General features: G+C 65.9%; 10 protein-coding genes. 6 read left to right on the top strand and 4 right to left on the bottom strand.

Going from position 1 to position 20,215, the window contains the following annotated elements:
* Nucleotides 1-128: 128 nt before the first annotated feature.
* The gene (locus IEZ03_RS28995) at nucleotides 129-1,595 is read right to left on the bottom strand and encodes an ATP-dependent nuclease (protein WP_229808655.1); all 1,467 of its coding nucleotides are present in this window, start codon (nucleotides 1,593-1,595) and stop codon (nucleotides 129-131) included.
* A gap of 2,944 nt (nucleotides 1,596-4,539) precedes the next feature.
* Here IEZ03_RS28995 and IEZ03_RS28990 point away from each other — a divergent pair.
* Nucleotides 4,540-5,391: a hypothetical protein gene (locus IEZ03_RS28990; RefSeq protein ID WP_184890081.1), complete on the top strand. Its 852-nt coding sequence runs from the start codon at nucleotides 4,540-4,542 to the stop codon at nucleotides 5,389-5,391.
* A gap of 112 nt (nucleotides 5,392-5,503) precedes the next feature.
* Nucleotides 5,504-6,262: an FkbM family methyltransferase gene (locus IEZ03_RS28985; protein WP_184890080.1), complete on the top strand. Its 759-nt coding sequence runs from the start codon at nucleotides 5,504-5,506 to the stop codon at nucleotides 6,260-6,262.
* Here IEZ03_RS28985 and IEZ03_RS28980 read toward each other — a convergent pair.
* From IEZ03_RS28980 to IEZ03_RS28970, 3 genes are all read right to left on the bottom strand, one after another.
* Nucleotides 6,259-9,756, bottom strand: coding sequence for an aminoglycoside phosphotransferase family protein (locus IEZ03_RS28980; RefSeq protein ID WP_184890079.1), 3,498 nt, complete (start codon nucleotides 9,754-9,756; stop codon nucleotides 6,259-6,261). The two genes, IEZ03_RS28985 and IEZ03_RS28980, sit on opposite strands and share 4 nt — an antisense overlap.
* A gap of 151 nt (nucleotides 9,757-9,907) precedes the next feature.
* Nucleotides 9,908-12,652 (bottom strand): phospholipase D-like domain-containing protein, encoded by a 2,745-nt coding sequence (locus IEZ03_RS28975; protein ID WP_184890078.1) that lies wholly within the window; start codon nucleotides 12,650-12,652, stop codon nucleotides 9,908-9,910.
* Complete coding sequence (locus IEZ03_RS28970) at nucleotides 12,649-14,403, bottom strand: hypothetical protein (protein ID WP_221480939.1); 1,755 nt, start codon at nucleotides 14,401-14,403, stop codon at nucleotides 12,649-12,651. Before IEZ03_RS28970 ends, IEZ03_RS28975 begins: the two co-directional genes overlap by 4 nt.
* A 207-nt stretch (nucleotides 14,404-14,610) precedes the next feature.
* Between IEZ03_RS28970 and pglW the strand changes: the two genes are divergently transcribed.
* From pglW to IEZ03_RS38650, 4 genes are all read left to right on the top strand, one after another.
* Entirely contained in the window at nucleotides 14,611-19,188 is a 4,578-nt protein-coding gene (gene pglW / locus IEZ03_RS28965) for a BREX system serine/threonine kinase PglW (RefSeq protein WP_184890077.1), read from the top strand.
* 273 nt (nucleotides 19,189-19,461) lie between these two features.
* Complete coding sequence (locus IEZ03_RS28960; RefSeq protein WP_184890076.1) at nucleotides 19,462-19,701, top strand: hypothetical protein; 240 nt, start codon at nucleotides 19,462-19,464, stop codon at nucleotides 19,699-19,701.
* Nucleotides 19,701-20,021 (top strand): hypothetical protein, encoded by a 321-nt coding sequence (locus IEZ03_RS28955; RefSeq protein ID WP_229808654.1) that lies wholly within the window; start codon nucleotides 19,701-19,703, stop codon nucleotides 20,019-20,021. Before IEZ03_RS28960 ends, IEZ03_RS28955 begins: the two co-directional genes overlap by 1 nt.
* Nucleotides 19,958-20,143 (top strand): DUF6879 family protein, encoded by a 186-nt coding sequence (locus IEZ03_RS38650; RefSeq protein ID WP_373293696.1) that lies wholly within the window; start codon nucleotides 19,958-19,960, stop codon nucleotides 20,141-20,143. The genes IEZ03_RS28955 and IEZ03_RS38650 overlap by 64 nt, the downstream gene beginning before the upstream one ends.
* Nucleotides 20,144-20,215: the final 72 nt, after the last annotated feature.

The raw sequence follows: 20,215 nt of genomic DNA, 5'->3' as shown, positions 1-20,215 counted from the left end.
ACACGCCAACGTTCGGCCAGGTCGATAGGCCTAGCCGAGATCGATCGTGGCCTTAACTGATTGGCATCGGGACACAGCGAGAGCTGGACGCCAAGTTAATTGGCGCGGCCGCGTTGACCAGCCGCAGTTCACGGAGTGTCGCTGTCCCGGCGGGGAAGCCCGCCGCCGATCGCCTCCACCAGAGCCTCAACTTCTCCCGGGAACTTGTGGGCCCAGATCGTCAGGAACGCGCTTTTAACGATGTGGCCAGAGGTGAAGTCCAGATCGCCGCCGATTTGCTCCCAGACCATGTGTCTATCCCAGTTGGTCAGCGCGCGCTCCTTCACGACCTTCTTCACTCGCTCCTGGTCGTGCAGGCCAAGGTGAAGGGCCACCGCAAGCCGACCCGCTTCTTCGTCCAGACAATCCAGCACCCGATTTAGCACGTGGGCCTCGGGCGAGCTGGCCCCGGGCAGCGTGAAGATGCCCTTGTCGGGATTTGCGCGCTCGGACTGGTCGCCGTCAAGAATGCAAATCGACGGATAGGTACAGGTCGGGTCGATGTTGTGTTGAGCGTTGACCTTGATAGCCGGGTCGGCTCCTCCCATCGCATGCACTTTGATCTCATCCAACTCGATGCCGCCGTGGCTGCGAAGGGCGGTGGTGACCATGAGCTCGGCGAATTCGTCCTCGACGAAGATCGCAAGTTTGGCCTCAATCTGACCGGTGATGGTCCGCAATGCCTTCACGTCGAGCTTCCCCTGGATCACGTTACCGAGGAGCGCCGCCCAGATGGCCTTAGAGGGCAGTGGGGCGAGCGCATCATTTGAGTGCGTGGTGAAAACGACCTGGCACGATTTGCGGTGGGCGACACCGATCAAGTATTCGACCATGCGTTGAGCGGCCACTGGATGCAGGCCGTTCTCGATCTCTTCGATAAGAATCATGGCCCCAGGGGAGGCTGCTTCGACCTCGGCGACTATGCGGATGACGCTCGCTTCGCCAGCGCCGAAGTGGAACTCGGAGTAACCGTCCCCCCGAGGTGTGAGGCCAGAGAAGAGTGAGACCTTGCCGGCATCGTCCACATAGAGCTGTCGAAACCCCTCTATGGGCTTGGCAAGAATTTTCGCGGCATGCTCTGTGACCTCGGGAGCTAGAGTCACCTCGCGTGCGGCGGCGAAGGACCCGCCGATTGCAGCCTTGAGCTTGGACCTCTCGGTAGCGGGCAGGGTCCGCTCGACTCCGAACACCAGCACTTCCCGCTCTGGGGCGGTGCGGTTCCATTTCAGCTGTTTGAAGCTCGCGGTGCGCGAGACCGACAAACGAGGGTTGAGCTCCTTGTCAATGAGTTCATACTCAATCGACCAGTTTTGCATGCTGGCATCATATTTGCCGCTTTTGGCGAAGAATCGCCCCGGAGCGACGCTCTTGTAGGCAAGTGCTGCCGCCCCCAGGACGGTAGTCTTGCCCCCGCCGTTCGGCCCTACCAAAGCGGTGACCGGGAAGTCGAAGGTAACCTCACGGTCGGTGAAGCCTCGAAGCTTCCGCAGCGTCAGTCGCTTGAGGTATTTGCCGTAGTTCTCCTTGGAGACCTTGGTCTCCAAGTCGGTGATCACGCTCGGTCGGACTTCACTCCTGTAGTCAGCCACCACTTGCCCCGTCTGCGTCGCTCCTGTTTAGGAGGTCATCGTCGCAGATCCGACGGACCGAGAGGTAGTGTCCTTCTGCGTAGTTGGTCGCCCAAGTGTGGGCCTGACCTAGATGGACTGTCACCGCGCGGACATCGACCAACATTAATGACTTCGCGCAGGTCTCGATGTTCGGGCTACTCGGGTTGCGGATCTTTGAGGCTACCAGCGCCGACATTGACGACCTGGGCGAGGGACACGGCCACCGAGTCTTACGCGTGGTGTCAAGGGCACCGAATCGTCCTGATAACTCTCCGCCTGACAGTCGGCAGAGCCATCGACCGCGCCACCTGCGACCGGACGTCCAGGCCGATCCTGCTCGACACCCGCGGAGTTCGGATGGATCGACACGTCGCCACCTGCAGCCTGCGCCGGCTCGCGGCCGAATCCGTGGTCTGGTTGTCGCGGATGCACCGCACATGCTCCGCTACACCTTCGTGACAACCGTGCTCGACAACCTTGACCCCCGCGACGTACGGATCGCCGCACGCCACGCAGACCCACGCACCACCACGCGCTACGACCGAGCCCGCAAGGCCTCAATCACCACCCCAACTATAGCTCGCCGCCTACATGGCCTCCGGTGCCCGTCCAAGGGCTGCAGACCGGGAAAGGCTGGTCTGTCGAAGACCGATTTTGAGGCCAGTCAGCCGGACCGTACCGCCCATTTGAGCGAACAGGATGACCTAGCCTGATGTGTCGTGACGCAACCACTCGGCCAGCGATCGAAGACAAGTTGGACACACGAGACCGCGTCGGCGGAGATGGAACTGGTGCGGCTTAGGCCTCTCGGCCCGTACGTGCGTGCGAACGTCGCCTGGCGGTGCGAATGCATGGATTGCGGCGCCAAGGTAGCCCCCACGTTGAACAACGTGGTTCGCGGCAGAGTGAAGGGCTGTGAACATTGCGGTCGAGAACGTGCGAATGCTGCGAAGCTCGCAGCGGCGACCGAGAAGGCGCTGGCCGATCTGGACAAGGCTGGTTGGTTTCCACTGGAGGCATATCGGGGTGCTAACAAGTCGTGGACGAGTAGGCACCGAGCTTGCGGGACGGTCAGCGCGCCAACGATATCGAATATTCGGAGGGGGCACGGCTGCAAAACCTGCGCGGCCCGCCAAGCGTCGGACATGTCACGGCGCCGCGAAGCGGAGCGGGCCGTAGCGGACATGCGGAAACGGGGCTTTGAACCGCTTACCGACTACCCAGGCCGTTCAACGGAGCCGTGGTCTTCGTACTGCCTGACGTGCGGGAAGGAGTCACAGCCCCGTCTTGGAAATGTTAGACGTGGCAGCGGCTGCCGCCATTGTGCCGACAACGCCGCTACGGACGTCGAGGAAGCTGTGGCCGCCTTCGAGGCTCGGCATCTCAAGCCGCTGGTTCCGTTTCCCGGAACCCATCAACCATGGCGGAGCCGCTGCATGCGATGTGGCAACTACGTGTCGCCGAAGCTCACCCATGTGCGCAGTGGTCTCAGCAAAGGCTGCCGCTACTGCTCTGGTCTCGGACCAACCGACCCAGACGTGGCAGCGGCAAACATGAGAACTGCCGGAGCCGAACCCTGCGAGGCATTTCCTGGCTATAACCTTCCCTGGCCGTGCACGTGCTTAACGTGTGGAAACGCCATCGCACCGCGGTATGGCAACGTCAGGAATCGGGGCCGCGCATGCCGGATCTGCGCGGGCTGGCCGGACCTGGCTGCTCCGGCGCTGGTGTATGTGGTCATTCATCACGGTCTCGGCGCGGTGAAGGTCGGTGTCACCAGTCTCGAAGCTCGCACAGACCGTATCGATAGCCATCGCCGAAGAGGCTGGGACGTCGTCAATACGGTGAAGACCCCGACTGGCAGCATCGCCTACCAAATTGAGAATGAGGTGATCACTCATCTAGAGAAGGACCTGAGCCTTGAGCCCTATCTCGTCCCTGCAGACATGCCGCAGGGCGGAGCGACCGAAACGTTCGCGCTCGAGGCGGTCAGCAGCTCAGAAATGTGGGAGATTGTAGAGCGTTTCGCTGCTGCGTACGGCGGAAAAACTGTGCAAGGTCGCCACCTGCTGGCGGCCAGAGCACGGCGGGCGAGGACGTTCAGCGCCGAGCATGCGGTCGAGGTGATGGTCGCCGCTGGTCTGGAGCCTCTTGAGGATTTCCCTGGCTCCTCCAAGCCGTGGAAGTGCCGCTGCACCCGGTGCGACGCCATCGTCTACCCTCGGCACAACAACGTCGATCAGCGTGGCGGAGGATGCAAACCCTGTGGTGACGCCCAACGTGGGCTCGCTCAACGTGTCCCTGTCGAGATAGCGGAAGCTACGCTGTGTGCCGCTGGCCGCATTCCGCTTGAACCGTACCCAGGGTTTACCTCTGTACCCTGGAAGTCGAAGTGCGACCAATGCGACACCGTGAGTTCCCCAACACTGTCGCGTGTGAAATCGAAAGGCCGGTGCTGCAGACGGTGCTCTTTCGCGAACCGTTGCTAGACTAGGTAGACCGTCCGTCACCCGCTCGTGCCTGGAGGTCCCGAGTTCGGAGATCCGAGGCGCATGGTAATCGACCATCCGTTTGGCCTCGTGACTGAGGCTAGGAGCCAACGGATTTCCGTGGAGCAGATGTGCAGCGAGTGCGCCACCGCGGTGTTCAAGCCCGACAACTTCCCCTTCTGTCGCATGTAGTGCGCCCTGTGCCGCTCGGCAGCAGGTCGACGTTTAGCGTACGGGTGTCGATCCGCGTGATCTTAGGTGCCGGATCCCGCTGGACTGATGGCCGGACCAAAGGGCATCAGTTCAGCTCGCAACTCGTGTCGCGGCCGTCTTCTTTTCGTGAGACATTGGGCGAGAGTGGTAGGTGCGTGCCAGGTGGCCGGAACATTAGGGGGTCAGCCTTGTCAGCTGGGAGTATCGGCAAGTACCTGTACTGGTCTGGCCGGCGGATCGAGGCCTTCGCCGCAGATAACGGCCTCGACCTGGGACCGAAGCGGCAATTGTCGATCAAGTCGCCGGGCTCGATCGGGGGGGTGCCGGTGCCTCAGGTCGAACTCGCCGGTGGGGAGAAGAAGCAGCGCAACTTGCGTAGGGCCGCAGCCGTGATCGAGAAAGCGCTGGGAGACCAGGCTGTCTCGACCTTCGCTGATCCCCCTCCTGCTCTCTTCGCTAAGGGGGTCGGTCAAGTATCGTTCGCTAAGTTCGTGGGCGGACCTGCCAGCGACAAGGCAGCCCTTCTTCACACCCGGACTCGCAGCACCAGCGGGCAACGGGTCGAGCTGTGCCTGTTCGGCAGCCTGGACAACACCGCGGGCTTTCGTACCTCCGATGCCCTGGACACTGGCTGGTCATCGTCAGCAAGCCAGGCCATCGAGGAATTGTTGCAAAGCCATGGCCGGCAGAACAGTTCTCAATGGGACGACGAGGAATCTCGTGCCGTCGAGGCGTTGAAGATCGCACTCAACCAGGGCATCACGGGCGGTATCGCCGAGCACGAGAACAGGCCCTGGACGCGCGGATACACACTCGGTCACGCAAGAAATTGTGAGTGGCTAGCTGAGATTTACACCGACGTTATTCTAGATGGCCACCGTTGGGATTTCCGAGGAAGCCTCGCTGGCGCTGAACGCATCATGGTCGGAGTCCCCCTGTGGGTCCGTACCGCGAGCCCAAACTCGATCGTCAGGTACGCGGAGATGCGTCGGGATGCATCCGAACCGCCGACGAGGAGATGGCGGAGAAGGCTGGGCTGATCAGCCCTACCAAGGCCCCAACAGCCTTGACCATGGTGCTTCGAGTAGCTCAGAGCCTCTTGCTGCGCCAATGCGGTGTGGGGTGGAGCGAGCACGTCGTACGGTTGGCGGTATGGGGTCGAACCTACCCGCTGGGTGCGATCTGGTCGCGTATGGCGGGAACGCCGAGGACGTTGTGTTGGTGCGGGCCTTCGGCGACCAGCCTGATGGGTTCTTCGTGGATGTTGGGGCTGGGAACCCGGTTCAGGGGTCGCTGACCAAGAACTTGGTGGATCGGCTTGGATGGCGCGGGGTCAACATTGAGCCCCTGCCCGAGCGCTTCGAGAGCTTGCGGGCTGCCCGGCCGGGTGATGTGACGCTGGACGTGGCGATTGGAGAGCGCCCTGGTCTGGCGAGCTTCTTCCGGATCGTTCCGGGGCCGGGGAAGACCGGTGGTGGTGGCCTGAGCACGCTGGAGCGGGAGGTGCTGATGCTGCACCTGGCCGATGGATGGCGGTGTGAGGAGCTGCGCGTCGAGGTGACGCGGCTGGAAACGGTGCTATCGGAGTATGCGCAGCCGGGGTTCGACCTGTTGAAGGTAGACGTCGAGGGGGCTGAGGCGTCCGTTCTGGCCTCGGCGGATCTGGCGGCGTGGCGGCCGCGGGCGATCGTGATCGAGGCGACGGTGCCCTTGACCTCGCGTCCCAGCCATCACGAGTGGGAGCCAGGCGTGCTGGCCGCGGGGTATGACCTGGTGCTGTTCGACGGGCTGAACCGCTTCTATGCGCGTGATGACGAGCCTGAGCTCTGTGAGCGGTTGTCGGTGCCGGCCAACGTGCTGGACAACTACATCCCGTATCGATGGGCGGTGCGGCTGGGCCTGGCGGATTAGAGGCTTAGCTCGTCTTCCACTAGTGCCAGTAGGTCCGGATAGTGGTCGCGCAGATGACGGGCTATCCACTGGCCGTCTGTGTCGAATAGCCCCAAGGCGAAGGTGTCGATGAAGCGCCGCAAGAGCATGAGCGGAAGCAGCGCGTCCAGGGCCGCGTGATCGACTTCGCCGTAACCTTCTAGAAGTGGTTCGGTCGACCCGCCGTGTGGAAGGTCCACGGCAAGGGCCCAGGCCAGGTCGAGCATCGGCGGGCCCTGTTCGACGGCGCCAGGGTCCAGAACGCTGGTGAGGTTGTCGCCGTCAAACAGCGCGTTATGGCCGACGGCAACATCCCCGTGGATCGACGTCATTGGCATGGCTTCGCAGGCGTCGCTGAGACGTTGGGCGAGAGCAGGGTAGGCGCGAGGGACGGCGCGACGTGCCCAGCCGAGCAGGACGCCGAGCGCGCCGGGGTCGTCCAGCCGCAGGCCGGCGGCCGGGCTGTGTGAGTGCCACGAGCGCAGCATGCGTCCCAGCGCGCGCTGCTGCTCGAGAGTTGGCTGGTCGCTGTGTGTTCCGGGGAGCCGTTCGAGGACAGCCCACCAGGTGCCGCCAGGGACGGCGCCGTAGTCGAGGAGCCGCGGAGCCGGGATGCCGGTTGCGGTGCGGAGGTGCTCAAAGTGCAGGGCGGTCTCCAGGCGCTCGTGGGCGCGGCGCTGCAGCTTGATGACAGTTCGTTCCCCGTTGATGATCCCGTCGTCGGCATGCTGAAGAGGTGGCCCATCGAATGCCGGAGAGGCGGACGCCGACCGCACGGTGCGATCGAGGACATCGCCGGGTAGCCGGTTGGTGGGGATGAACGCCTCTCGGTCAGCCACGTCGAGCGGTGTGCACACACTACGGTGTTGGCGCCGAAGCCGGTCTAGGGGCTCCTTCCAACGCTGTAGGGCGGTGTCGGTGCTATCGAGCCATCGCAAGGCCGCATCCTCCGGGGCAGGGATGCTGGCCCACCAACTGGTCACTTGGACCCAGACGGGTAGGCACTCGGGTTGCGGACCTTGGGAGGACGCGGCGAGGCGCGTGGCGATGGCCATGGCTTGGTCGATGCGTCCGTCGGCGGCGTACTGCAGTACCCGGATGGCTTCCGCGGGGGTGAGTTCCCCGGTGGCGCCGAGCTCCTCGTACTGACGGGCTGCGCTTTCCAAGAGGTCTGCGGCCTGCACGTGCTCGCCTCGCAGGGCGTGAGCCATGGAGGCGGCCAGGTCGCACTGGGCCACACCGATCAGTTCCCCGACAGAGGAGTTGAGGTCGCGGGCGCGGGGGACGAGGGCGAGGGTGCGGTCGGGGTCGAACCACATGAGTGCGAGGGCTAGGTGGCGCAGGGCGCGGGCTTCCCACAGCGGCGTTCCCGCGGCCTGGGCGGCTTCCAGCGTGGTCTCGAAGAGACGGGCGGCGTCGGCGAAGCGGGCGTTGTGGATGTAGGTGTGGCCGAGCATGTCGGCGACACGGATGCGGTCGAGGCCTTCGTCGGTGGCTTTGTCCATCAGTTCGGCGACCTGCCGGTAGTCACCGCGGCGAAGGGCGTTGTCGGCCAAGCCGAACAGAGCGCTCGCGCCGATCAGCGAGCCGTCGGCCGTGATCGCTGACAGATGACCGATCGCTTCGTTCAGGTGTCCGGCGACGTGGGCGCGGGTGCCCAGCTCCCAGCGGTAGTAGTCGGCGAATGGGTCGATGGACTCGGGCGTTGCATGCTCACCGACCAGCCTCTGCATCGCCTGGTAGCGGTCCTCGGCGTTGAGGTCGCCGCGGGTGGTTAGCCGGGCGACGGCAGACAGCCGCGTTAGCTCGGGCACTGCGTCCGGTGCGGGGAGGGACGCTAGGACCTGCCAGTGGCCGGCGACGCTCAGGCTGTACGCGAGGTCCCCCAGCACCGGCGGCACTACGTCCTGCTCGATCGCGGCACGCAACAGCAGTAAGAACGCGGCGACGGTCCGGCGGCTCCGCTCAGCCAGCGAGGACGACTCTTCCTCGTCCCAGATCGACAACGCGACCTTCGCGAGGTGGTTGATGGCGCGCTGCAGGTGTTCGCGACGTTCGCTGAGGGTCCATCCATCGGGTGTGTGAGCGTCACAGTCCAGGACACTGCGTCGCAGGTTGTCGTGCAGCCGGTATGCGGGCCACACCGACTCCTCGCGCCGGACGAACGGGCGGGAGGTGAAGGCCTCGATTCGCCGGCGGCGGATGCTCGGGAGCATCGCTTGCAGCAGGTCGGCATCGAACGCTTCGAGCAGCGCGGCGGCACGCAGGAGGTCACGGTCGGTCTCCGACAGGTCCCTCATCGTCCGCAGCACCAGCTCTGGGAACCCGAGTCCGAACACCTCCGGGGGTGGCGCCTGGCCGCGCGCGAGGTACTGCCCGTACAGGCTCGCCGACAGGTCCAGGTACAACGGTGAGCCGCCGGATCCGGCGATCATCCGGTTCCGCACCGCCTCGTCGATGGCGGGGCGGTCGTCCACGGTCAGCCGCGTCGTCAGATACTCGTTCGCGGACACCGGATCAAAGCCGTCCAGCCTGAGCTGGACCGGTCCGGCGAGATCGGGCCAGCGGTGCGCGCCGCCGTAGGTCAGTCCAAGGGCACGGACCGGGTCGTGCCAGCCCAGCGGCAACCGGCTGGCCGCCAGGAACGCCACGTTCGGCATCAGATAGACCAACCGCGACACCAGGTCCTCCAGGCCGCCGCGCTCGGACGGCAGCCCTTGGACGATCTCCAGTGTGTCGAGAACACACACTGCGAGTACGGGCCTCTTGGCTCGGGCGCGTTCCAGGTCGGCCGAAAGTAGGACGGGCATGTAGCCGAGCATCCGGTCAGGGTCGGGCTCATCGAGGATGGGGTCGAGGGCGGGCAACTCGTTGCGCAGTGACTTCAGCTTGGCCTTATGCGCGACGGTGCGTCCGAGCTTGTCCAAGACCTGGTAGGTGACGCTGATCGCGCCGAAGCCGCCGAGGAACTGGTCGACGGTCCCGCTCACCTGATCCGCTGCTCGCCGTCCGTCCACCGACCCCTTGCCGAGAAAGGCGGCCAGCGACTCACCCGGATGCTTACGCTCCCAGTAGAGGGCCAGCGCGACGTCGAAAGCTGGCCAGGAACGCGTCAGACCCCCCAGCCCAGCCCGGACACGCATTAGCAACGACTCGAAGCTGGAGCTGTCGGGGTCTGCGAAGTCCAGCACGGCGCACGCCCGATTCTTGGGAAGCCCGTCCAACTCTCCCCGAACCGCGAGGTCAGCGACGTGCCGCGTCAAAGTGGATTTGCCGATGCCGCCCTCTCCAGCCACCGCGAGGACGTTGACCGCGGGCCGTTGGAAGTCCATGAGCGCCGGGACGGGCCATTTACGGGCGGAGTGTCCGATCAGCCAGCGATGACACCGATCGATCTGCTCTCCCCTGTTGGTGAACACCTCGTTGGTGGCGAACGGAGCCTCAGGCCCGTAGCCGAAGAACTGGTCGATGCTCACCGGAACAGCCGACCACATGGGACCGCTTGATGACAACGCCGTCCGCAGCGTGCCCCTTGCCAGGGGGCGTTGTGAGCCAAGCGCTTGCGGGCGGCGACGCGGGCCAAAGCAGTCCTACCCGCCGTTCGCCGCCTATCGGCGGGGGCTCAACCTAGGCGACAACCCGAGTGGGCCTGCGCGCATCTGCCCAGTCTTGAAGTTCGTCAAGGACGAACAACCAGTCTGGCCAGGGGGGATCGAGAGCGAGGCCCTCGATCTGTTCGTCGCCGATCTGGATGAGAAGCTTCCACTCGTCACCGCCTTCGTCCCAGATCCCCACGTCCCGTCCGTTCCCTGCAAAGCGGATGCGAAGGTAGGAGTGATCGAGGCCCGCGAGGCGGCGCGCTACGGCCAGTCGGCCAAGTGCGGCTCGTACTTTGTCGCTATTGAGAGCGAACACGTGCTCGCGGACGACCAGGACGTCCGTTTCCAGGTTGGTGATCCGGCCGGCGCGTGAGCGCCGGACGTCTGCGACTTCCCAGGTGGCGGCAAAGCGTGACACTTTCAGGGGGGAGAGTATGCACTCTTCCCGTTCCCGCTGGCTGGAGGTTCTCGCGATCTTCGCGAGGACGGCGAGCATGGTCGGGGTCCGGCTGCCCTGAGGGTCTAGTGCCTGGAGAAGCTGCTCGTCGAGACCGAACGTGTGGTCGACGATCAGGTGGCGCAACTGGTCGCGGATCGCGCTACTCAGCGCCTCATCCAGGTCCTGATCATAGATCCAGACCATGGCCCGCATTGCCGCCGCTTGTACTCCTGCCTCTGAGAGTCGTGCTGCTATCTCTGCTTTCTCGTCCTCGGCAGCCGTATCAAGTACCCCGCCTCGCCCCGTGGGCGACCCCCATAGCAGTTCCCAGAGGGACAGCTGGGCTTCTACGATGCGATGTGCGTCCGCGTGGTCCATCTCCGCGAGCTGTTCCAGTAGGTTACTGAAGATGGCCGCGTTCGTCGCAGCCACGAGTGGGCCCATCTCCTCGATGAATCTGTCGTCCCGCGTGGCGAGGGCGTAACGCCTGATGAATCGGTTCAAGGCCATGCGGCCTTTGGTGCTGATCGAAAGTGTCTGCCTCGTCACCTCATCTTCCATGTCATCCTCGTTTTCCTCCGCCTTGTCGGCAGACTCCGTACCCCCCTCGCGTGCCAAATCCGATTCATCATCGTCGCTGTCGAGCGTCGGGGGAAAGACGCCGAGTTCTCCGAGGCGACCGCTGATAGCAGCGAGGATGAGCTGGATGTCGGTCGGCGCGGTGCCGTGGCTGCGCGGCAGGGAGCCCGTGTACCGCGGGTCACGCCGGACACGATCCCAGTCGAGGTCGTCCCACGAGATCGACGCACCCTCACCATCTGTCTCGGGCGGCGGCACGGTCGGCTTTACCACCCGCCAGGCCGTGGCGGCGTCGATGATGAGTGACTGTTCCAGCTCGTGGAGAAGCTCGATCAGTTCCGCTTCCTTGTCTGGAAGGCGGCCGATCCTGGCCAGGTTTTCCCGTCGGTCGGCTCTCTCCAAGCGCCCTCGGAGCTGGGCGAGTTGATACGGCCACGCGTGGCTCGCTGTATCTTCGTCGCCGCCGAAATGGACCTCAACGGCCCCGCCTTCCGTCACCATGGCGGCCGACTGGGCGGTCAGTTGCAGCTTGACGGATGTCCCATCGAACTGGATCGCGGCGTGCTCAAGACCCACGCCACCGGTGGTCACCGACAACTCCAGCCCAGCATGGGGCTCGTGGACAACGCGGTCGAAGACCAGGGTGAGTGCCTTGCCGTCCAGCCGGCTCCACCACAGGATCGGATGGCCCGGCTGAACGATCTCCTTCTTGGTCGAAGGTTGGATGCGAAGCCCTAGCTCTCCGACGTCCGCAACGGGCGTTCGAACCAGGTGCTCGTAGATGGAGGCGAATCCTCCCTTCGCGCTCTCGCGAATCAGGCCGACCTCGATGTTCCCGGTCTCGGCGGTCTGCAGCAGGGCTGAGCGCGACAGGTTGGCCGATCCGCTCAGGAGCACCTCTCTGTCCTGACCGAGCAGGTGGACCCACTTCGCATGGATGTAGGTCGTCGCGTGCCCCTCTACGGTGATGGCCTCCGTGGACGCGGCCCCGGCTCTCGACAGAACCGAGTTCAGGTGCTCGGGGTCAACTGAGGTCCCCTTACTCACGAGGGCGGTGACCTTTGCGGGGGAGAACTTCGCGATCAGCTCGGCAAGGGCGGCACACTCGGGATCGTGGAAGGGCGCATACGCCACGAGTTCGTGGACCGGCCAGGTGACCCTGTCAGCGAGCTGCTCGATTAAGGGGCGAGCGAGATTGTGCTGTACGAGGGTGTCGACGGCCCCCTTGGCCGGCATCCAAGGCGCTGTTCCCCATACGTCCCCCAGTAGCTCCACGACCGGAGGATCCAGGAGGTCACGCCTGGCCATGCCATCGATGAGTGATCGGGCTGCCACGAACTCCGGAAGGTGGCCGGGGCGTTCGTCGTGATAGCGGAAGATGCTCCAGAGTTCCCCGGACGACGCGTATCCGTCGTGACCGAGGTTTCCAGATCCGACGACCAGTAGCCCCTCCTGCTCCGCGGTCAGCATGATGACTTTGGCGTGCGCAGACCGTTGGTGTCGGATCGGCCCGGCCACGTACGTCCGGTTGGCCCGCTTCCAACGCTGGCCCGTGGCAGCTGCCTCCGCGAGTTTCGCTCCGAGTTGCTCGCCATCGGCGAGGATCACCCGGAGGGGAACTTGCGAGAGCTGGCTGAGGAGCCTGTTCTCGAAGAACCCGAGCTCGGCCCCGAAGGTCAGGATGACCAGACTCGACCATGGCCCTTGGAGGAGTTCCGGCACGACTAGTTGTGCGGGGACGGTCGACTCGGTCACTTGTCGTCCCCCTGTGGGGGCTCGAAGGCAGCCGCCGCAGCTTCCAAGTCCCCTGCCTCGAGGTCCCCTTGTTCAAGCAGTTCGCGGCCGGGCGCCGTCAATCTGCGGTTGGCATCTCGTAGGGGGCTCACCAACCCCAGTTCGTGAACGGTCGTGCTCAGCGCGAGAAACCGGCTGTCGTTGAAGCGCGCTGGCGCCTCCTGCACGAAGAACCGCAGATGTTCGCCGGACCGTCGCACTCGGAAGGTGTCATGCGGGAGCTTGGACGTCGCGACCCGTTCGTGCTGGATGATCACGTGGTATTCGATGACCCAGCGTGCGAGTCCGGACAGAGTGACTCCTGCCAGGATCTTCTTGTGGAGCCGGTTGAAGAAGCCGAGCATCCCGATCCGCAGCGATTCACCGCTGCGGAGGATGCCCCAGTCCGCTTCGAGGTCGGCGCGCCGTCCCGGCGTGCCGAGTCGGCGGTAGAGGAGCAGAAGGATGGCCAGCATCGCCACCAGGGTCTCGGCATCGTCCACCTGGGAGCTGCACCGCTCATAGAGTGCATGCTCGTCGACACTGGCATGGCGCGGCCAGATGGCATCGACCGCGGGACTGAGGTCGACGTGCTGGGCCAGCAGGTCGGCGAACGTTGCCGCTGTCGTGGAGGCGTCCACGACGTGGTCGCCAAGGTCGGTCTCGCTCACGAAGCTGCTGTCGTCGAGGGCCCGATCGACTATCTCCCAGAGTCGGCCGATAGGAACGGGTGAGAGCCCATCCTCCGACTCTTCAAGCCCCGTGCGGCTCACCCAGCCAAAAAGGCGGTTGAACGCGAAGGAGAAGTACTCGCGCGCCTGATAGAGCCGCCAGCGGCGGGCAACGGCGGCCAAGTCCTCCCGCGGCTCGTACGTTGCACCGCTTAGCTCGCGATAGAAGGCGAGCTGGCGGAACTCTTTCTCCTCGATTCCGACCGCCTGCGAACTCTGACTGAGGTCAAGGACGAACCGTAGCGTTCCCCGGCGAGCTTCAGGCTCGCCAGCGTGACCGACGTGCAGGAACAACTCCCGGACGAGGGGAAGATCAAAGTTGTCGGCAAGGCGGAGTCGGCATAAGCAGGCTGCGTCGGCGAAGGCGGCAACATCCTGACGCGAAACTCGTGCCGGTATCCTATCGGCCGAGAGCATCTTCCCAAGGTTCGTCTTCTCGACAGATCGCCCATAGGCCGCAGCAAGCGCTCTGCCGGCCGGGGTCGGGGCGTCGAAGGGGAAGCCGTTGTCCGTTCCGGCTATGACCAGAACCCCCATCGCCTCCATGGCCGACCGGTAGTACAGGCCGTAACCGCCGAGAGGCTCCTTGATGTAGTCGTACTCGGGATCGAAGGTCTGGCCGTTCCGAAGACCGTTGACGCGCCGCGACCCCACTATGTTGCCGACGAGTGTGTCGTGCTCGGGAGCCTCGCACACGTGGCAAGCCATTGAGAACAGCGCCTCACGAGGCCGGTAGAAGCCTCTGAACGATGCCCTCGTCCGAGGAAGATCGTCTCGGTTCCAGAATGTCGCCAGCACCCATGCGTAGAACGACCAGTACCTCGGGTGGATGGTCAGCACGTTGATGCCCGGCGACAACGTCGGCAGTATCCGGTCCGAGCTTACCGAGCCGAGACCCAGGTGATCCTGTCCGCCCTTGGGGTCATATGCCTGTGCGCCCCAGACCGGGCCGGTCTTGTCCTCCCAGCCCCAGTCAGATGTCGTGGACTTCTGCTTCGCCATGTCGCGCCGCCACTAACTCGGGTGCTTGCGGGGGTACGAGGCAATACCTCCTGCGGTCGCTCGCGGATGCTTCAGTGGGACTCTCGCCCGATGATAAGTCGAGAACTCTTCGTGGGGAGCCCGAATGTCCGGGCCCGGCTATAGCATCTGAGCATCGGCGGCAGGGTGGGCGGCCGGTGAAGTGGGCGTCGATGAGCGAGGTTGGGGATGCTCGAAGGTCGATGGACGACGGTCACGGAGTCCCAGTTCGAGCATGAGCGGCGCGGCCTGGAGGCGATTCGGGAGCAGCTGCCGGACGCTGATCCGTGGCGTGCATGGTCGAACTTCACGTTCACTGCCAACACCGGCCACATCCGGGAGGTGGACCTGCTGGTCGTCACCCCCGGTGGCGTCCACATGATCGAGCTGAAGAACTGGCATGGCCGGCTGGCCACCGAGAACGGCAACTGGGTGCAGACGACGCCGACCGGGCGTCGCATCCCGCACGGCAACCCGCTGCACCTGGTCAACCAGAAGGCCAAGGAGCTCGCCGGGCTACTGGCCCAAAAGGGCGAGCGCGTTTGGGTCGGTGCCGGTGTGTGCTTCACCGATTCCTCGCTGCGGGTCCGGCTGCCGGTGGGTGAGCAGCACAGCGTGCACACCATTGACGAACTCCTACAGATGCTTCGTCGTCCCCCGAACGACGAGCGACGGCGCATCACCGGCCCCCGCTCCCGGGCGATCAAGTCTGCGCTGGATCGGGTCGGCATTCGCCGCAGCGAGGCGGAGTTCAAGGTGGGCCCGTACCTGCTGGAGCGCAAGGCGTTCGACACCGGCCCGACCTGGGCCGACCATCTGGCCCGGCACAGCGAGCTGCACGAGCCGGCGCGGGTCCGGATCTACCTGAGCGAGCGCGGCGCCGACGCTTCCATTCGCCGGTCGGTAGAGAGCGCCGCCCGACGCGAGGCCGCCGTTTTGCAGCGGTTCCGTCATCCAGGCGTGGTCCAGCTGAAGCAGTACGACCCGTCCGGCCACTCCGCCGGCCCGGCCCTGGTGTTCGACTACAACCCCGACACCCTGCGGCTGGACGAGTATCTCATCCGCTACGGGGATAAGCTCGGCATTCTCGACCGTATGGCACTGGTCCGGCAGCTCGCCGAGACCATCCGCTCTGCGCACTCCAGCCGCATTCATCACCGTGCTCTGGCTGCGCGCTCGATTCATGTAGTTCCCCACCCGCGCCGCCGTGGCGCTGACCCGTCCGCCGTCGGGGACGCCCGCTGGCTGTCCCCGACGCTGCAGATTTCCGACTGGCAGATCGCGATCCAGCGGGCCGGATCGGCGGGCTCGACGCGCTTCGCGCCGACCAAGTTGTCGGCGATCCATCTCTCGGACAGTTCCGACGCCTATCTGGCGCCAGAACTGACGGCGGTCGATCCAGACGCGGTCGCCCTCGACGTGTACGGGCTCGGCGTCCTGACGTACCTACTGGCGACTGGCCGACCTCCCGGCAAGTCCCAGACCGAGGTCCTGGTGCGCTTGGAGAAGGGCGAGGGCCTGCGGCCGAGCGGGGTCGTGGACGGTCTGTCCTCGGATATCGACGAGCTGGTGCAGGCTGCCACCGCCTACCGTCCGGAACGGCGGCTAGCGACGGTCGACGAGTTCCTGGAGATGCTGGAGTGCGTCGAGGACGCGCTGACCGCTCCGGTCGCCACCGATCCCGGCCCGGCACCCGTCCCGGACAAGGACCCGTTGGAGGCCGTCCCCGGCGATGTGCTGTCGGGCCGCTGGGAGGTGCGGCGGCGCCTGGGTACCGGCTCCACGAGCCGAGCCTTCCTCGTACGGGACCTGCACGCCGATCCGGCGGCCCACGGCGGCCGGGTACTGGCGGTACTCAAGGTCGCCCTGTCGGATGCGCGGGCCGCGGTCCTCGTCCGCGAGGCCGAGGTTATGGGGCGGCTGCGTGCCGACTCCCGCGTTATTCGCCTGGTCGAGCCCGACCCGCTGGTCATCGCCGGGCGCACCGTGCTGGCCCTGGAGTACGTCGGCGATGAACGCTTCACCGACGATCAGCCCATCACCGGCACGACCCGGCACCGTCAGGAGACGGTGGCGCGCGAGCTGCGCGAACGCGGACGCCTCCAGATCGACCAGCTTGAGGCCTACGGCGACTACCTGTTCGGCGCGGTCGACTTCCTGGAGGGCGAAGGCGTCTGGCACCGCGACATCAAGCCTGACAACATCGCGATCCGGATCCGTCCCAACCGCACCCGTGAACTCGTCCTGATCGACTTCTCGCTGGCCGGCTACCCCGTGCAGGAGACCGAGGCGGGCACCGACGGTTTTCTGGACCCGTTCATCGGCGGCCTGACCCGCTCGGTGTACGACGCGCACGCCGAGCGCTACGCCGTCGCCGTCACCTTGCACCAGATGGCGTCGGGCGAGCTGCCTAAGTGGGGCGACGGCAAGGCGTCGCCGCGGCAGCTCGACCCGGAGGAGTGGCCCTACCCGACCATCGCGGCCGACGCCTTCGACCCGGCCGTCCGCGATGCGCTGGTCACGTTCTTCCGCAAGGCCCTGCACCGGGACGCCGACCGGCGGTTCCCCGAACTTAAACCGATGCGGGACGCCTGGAAGAAGATCTTCCTGGATCTCGCCGAGAGCGCCCCGTCCACCATCCCGGGCAGCCGCCATCCCGCCTCCACCGCCGGCGACGCGGCGGGGAACGGCGGCATCGCCGACGCGGAGCCGGAGACGGCACAGCAGCAGCGCGACCGGGTCGCCGCGCAGGTCAGCCGCGATACACACCTGTCGGCCGCGGGTCTCACCCCCGCCGCCCAGTCGTTTCTGTACGGCCTCGGTATCACGACCGTGGGCGAACTGCTGGAGTACAGCCGCCGCAACCTCGTCAACGGCCCCGGCCTGGGGCCCAAGACCCGCACGGAGATCCAGGGGCGGCAGCGTGAATGGGCCGAACGTCTCGGCCGGGTCCCGCAGTCTCCGCTGACACCCGAGGGACGCAAGGTCGCGGCGGGCGAACTGAAGGAACTCAGTGTCGCTGAGGCATCGCTGGTCGATTCCGCGGCGACGAGCGAGGAAGCCGAGACTCTCGCCGGGCGCGTGCTGCGGGCGGCCAGCCTCGACGCGCTGGCGACCCTGCTGGTGCCGAAACTGAAGCCGGACGGGTCGAACCGCAACGAGGTCGAGATCGTGCGGCGGCTGCTGCGGCTGCCCGACGAGACTGGCGATCTGCCCGATGTGCCGGTATGGCCGACACAGGCGAAGGTGGCCGAGCCGCTGGACATCAGCCGGGGTCGGGTCCCGCAGGTGTTGAAGGAGCAGCGCAGGCGCTGGCGCAGGCTGGCCGCGGTGAAGGAGCTGCGCGAGGAGATCCTGGAGCTGCTGGCCGGGCTCGGCCGGATCGCGTCCGCGACGGAGGTCGCCGAAGTGCTCACCGTCCGGCGCGGCACGGAGTTCCAGAATCCCGAGCTGCGCCGCGCGATGGGGCTCGCCGCGGTCCGGGCCGTGGTGGAGGCGGAACAGTACGTCCCGGAGAACAGCGCGTTCCGCCACACCCCGAACCGCGACGCCGCCGGTGACGCGGCCGGCGGGGGCCTGCTCGCCCTGGAGGTCGGGGAGGACGACGGTCCCGACACCCCCTCGGCACCCGGCCTGCACGACTACGCCGTGCGGCTGGGGAAGGTCGCCGACCGCCTCGCACGTCTCGACACGCTGCCGACGGCCGGGACGGTCCTCGGCGAGCTCGGCGCGATCCGCCCGCCGGAGGGCACGATCGACTGGGACGAGCGTCGCACGGTCGAGATCGCCGTCGCCGCGGCGAAGAACGCCGCTGTGACTCCCCGCCTGGAGATCTACCCTCGCGACCTTCCCCTTGTGCGGGCGCTGCGGCTTACCCAGGCGGGCCTGGTCCGGCTCATCCCCGGCGTCCCGGAGGAGAACCAGCCCGGCCTGACCACCGAGGAGGTCCACGGCCGGGTCCTCACCCGGTTCCCCCGTTTCGACGAGACCGGCGACCGGCTGCCCGCCGGCGGCGCGCTGACCGGGGCCCTGCGCGAGGCCGGTTTCGATCTCACCCTGTCCCAACGCATGGACACCCGCACCCTCCGGTACCTGCCCGCCAAGCTGGACATCGTCTCCAGCTATGTCACCGCGCTGGCCGGGCGTCGCCGCAGTACCCGCAAGGGCGGCGCGATGCGGTACTCCAGCGACCCGCTGACGGCCGCCGCCGTCGAGGCGGAGGAACGGCTGGAGTCGTCCGTTCACCGCGACGGTTTCCGGGTCCTGACGGTCCGGGCGGGCCTGACCGAGCAGGCCGTGGCGGAATTGTCGGGCGCCCGTTTCGGCGCGGATCCGCTGTCGGTGACGGCCCTGTTCCTGGAAGCCTTGCACGAACTCGTTCCGCCCGGCACGAAGCCGACCTGGGAGACGATCCTGCGCGCCGACGTCGCCGAGCCCGGCAGCAAGGCGGCGCGCAAGCTCGGCGAGTACACGCGCACCGCGTGGGGCCGGGTGGAGCCGGCGATCCGGGACCGGATGGAGCGAGGTGCCGGGCCGCTACTGCTGACGGAGACCACGGCGTTCGCGCGCTACCAGGCGATGGGTGCCCTCACCTCGCTGGCGGCGGCGGCCCGCAGCGGTGGACGCGGCCTGTGGCTGCTGTGCCCGCAGGGCGATCCTTCCCGCGAACCGCGCCTCGCCACCGTGGCCGTCCCCTACCAGGACGCCCTCGGCGAATGGATCAGATTGCCCGACTCCTGGGTCACCAACCTGCACCGCGCGGCCTGACCCGGGCCTGCCCACCGGGCAACGAGTACTTTGATCCGCGACGGGTCAAAGTGCTCGTGACGGACGTCGGTGACGCGCGCATCGAGACGTCCATCGGCCCCGGTCACGCATTTCAGGTTGATCGGCTGCGCACTCGTGGTCATCCGTTATCCTGATCGACTTCTTCCTATGGCGAACGTCGACCGGCCCGGTGCGGCCATGAGTGAGAACCGGCGTTTTCCCAGGCTGCGAGCCGGGTAGGGTCAGCCGCGATTTCCTATCCAGTAGGTTTTCATGAAGGTGATCGGCCGACTCGGCAGAACACCTGCCGAGCGCGGTGACACGACCTCGACGACCGGTTCCCCCGACATTCTCACGCTCAGCGATGGCGCATTCACGGTCATCGGCGTCGACATTACCGAGGAACTCGGGCCGGATCCATGGAAAGACGCCCGGTGCGCACCGAACGAACGCATCGTTCGAGTCACCCGCACTACCCTCATCGCCGCGAAGAATGACATCCCGGACGAATGATGCATCAACCGCCTGCGTGGGCACTGGACGAGAGTGAGCGGCTGACCCTGGAGGGCTTCCTGGAGTCTTTCGGCGCGGCCTGGGAACGCACGGAGCGGCGCTTCCTCAAACTGGAGTGCTGGCAGTCCTACCGCGAGGCGGACGGCGTTCGATCGCAGGAGGCATTCCAGGCGGGCGACACCGCGCTGGCCCGCCGCCTTCTGGAAGAGGAGGCGATGGGAGACCAACCTCTCCGCGACGATGTGCGGCGCGGCACCTGGAGTTCACCCGGGTTCGGCTGCTCTCCTACCCGCTCACCGACTACCTGCGCTACGAAATGATCAACTTCGAGGTGCGCGGCCGGCTGGGCGAGAACATCGAGTTCTTCGTACCGCCGTCTCCCGTGGACAGCTACTTCGACTTCCTGCTGTTCGACTCCCACACCGCCCTCATCCACGACTAGGGCGTGTCCCGTGATCTTTGGTGGCGGTTTGGTGTAGATCGTCTGTGTGGATGAGGAACGTCTGAAACGGCA

Origin of the sequence: Actinomadura livida (genome assembly GCF_014648675.1) — a bacterium.
GTDB classification, from domain to species: Bacteria; Actinomycetota; Actinomycetes; order Streptosporangiales; family Streptosporangiaceae; genus Spirillospora; species Spirillospora livida.
This window is presented reverse-complemented; position numbering and strand designations above follow the sequence as displayed.

Bases quoted from the DNA above. Each gene is read 5' to 3' on its own strand.
- IEZ03_RS28985 (WP_184890080.1), top strand. From the start codon at position 5,504: ATGGGGTCGAACCTACCCGCTGGGTGCGATCTGGTCGCGTATGGCGGG.
- IEZ03_RS28970 (WP_221480939.1), bottom strand. From the start codon at position 14,403: ATGGCGAAGCAGAAGTCCACGACATCTGACTGGGGCTGGGAGGACAAG.
- pglW (WP_184890077.1), top strand. From the start codon at position 14,611: ATGCTCGAAGGTCGATGGACGACGGTCACGGAGTCCCAGTTCGAGCAT.
- IEZ03_RS28960 (WP_184890076.1), top strand. From the start codon at position 19,462: ATGAAGGTGATCGGCCGACTCGGCAGAACACCTGCCGAGCGCGGTGAC.
- IEZ03_RS28955 (WP_229808654.1), top strand. From the start codon at position 19,701: ATGCATCAACCGCCTGCGTGGGCACTGGACGAGAGTGAGCGGCTGACC.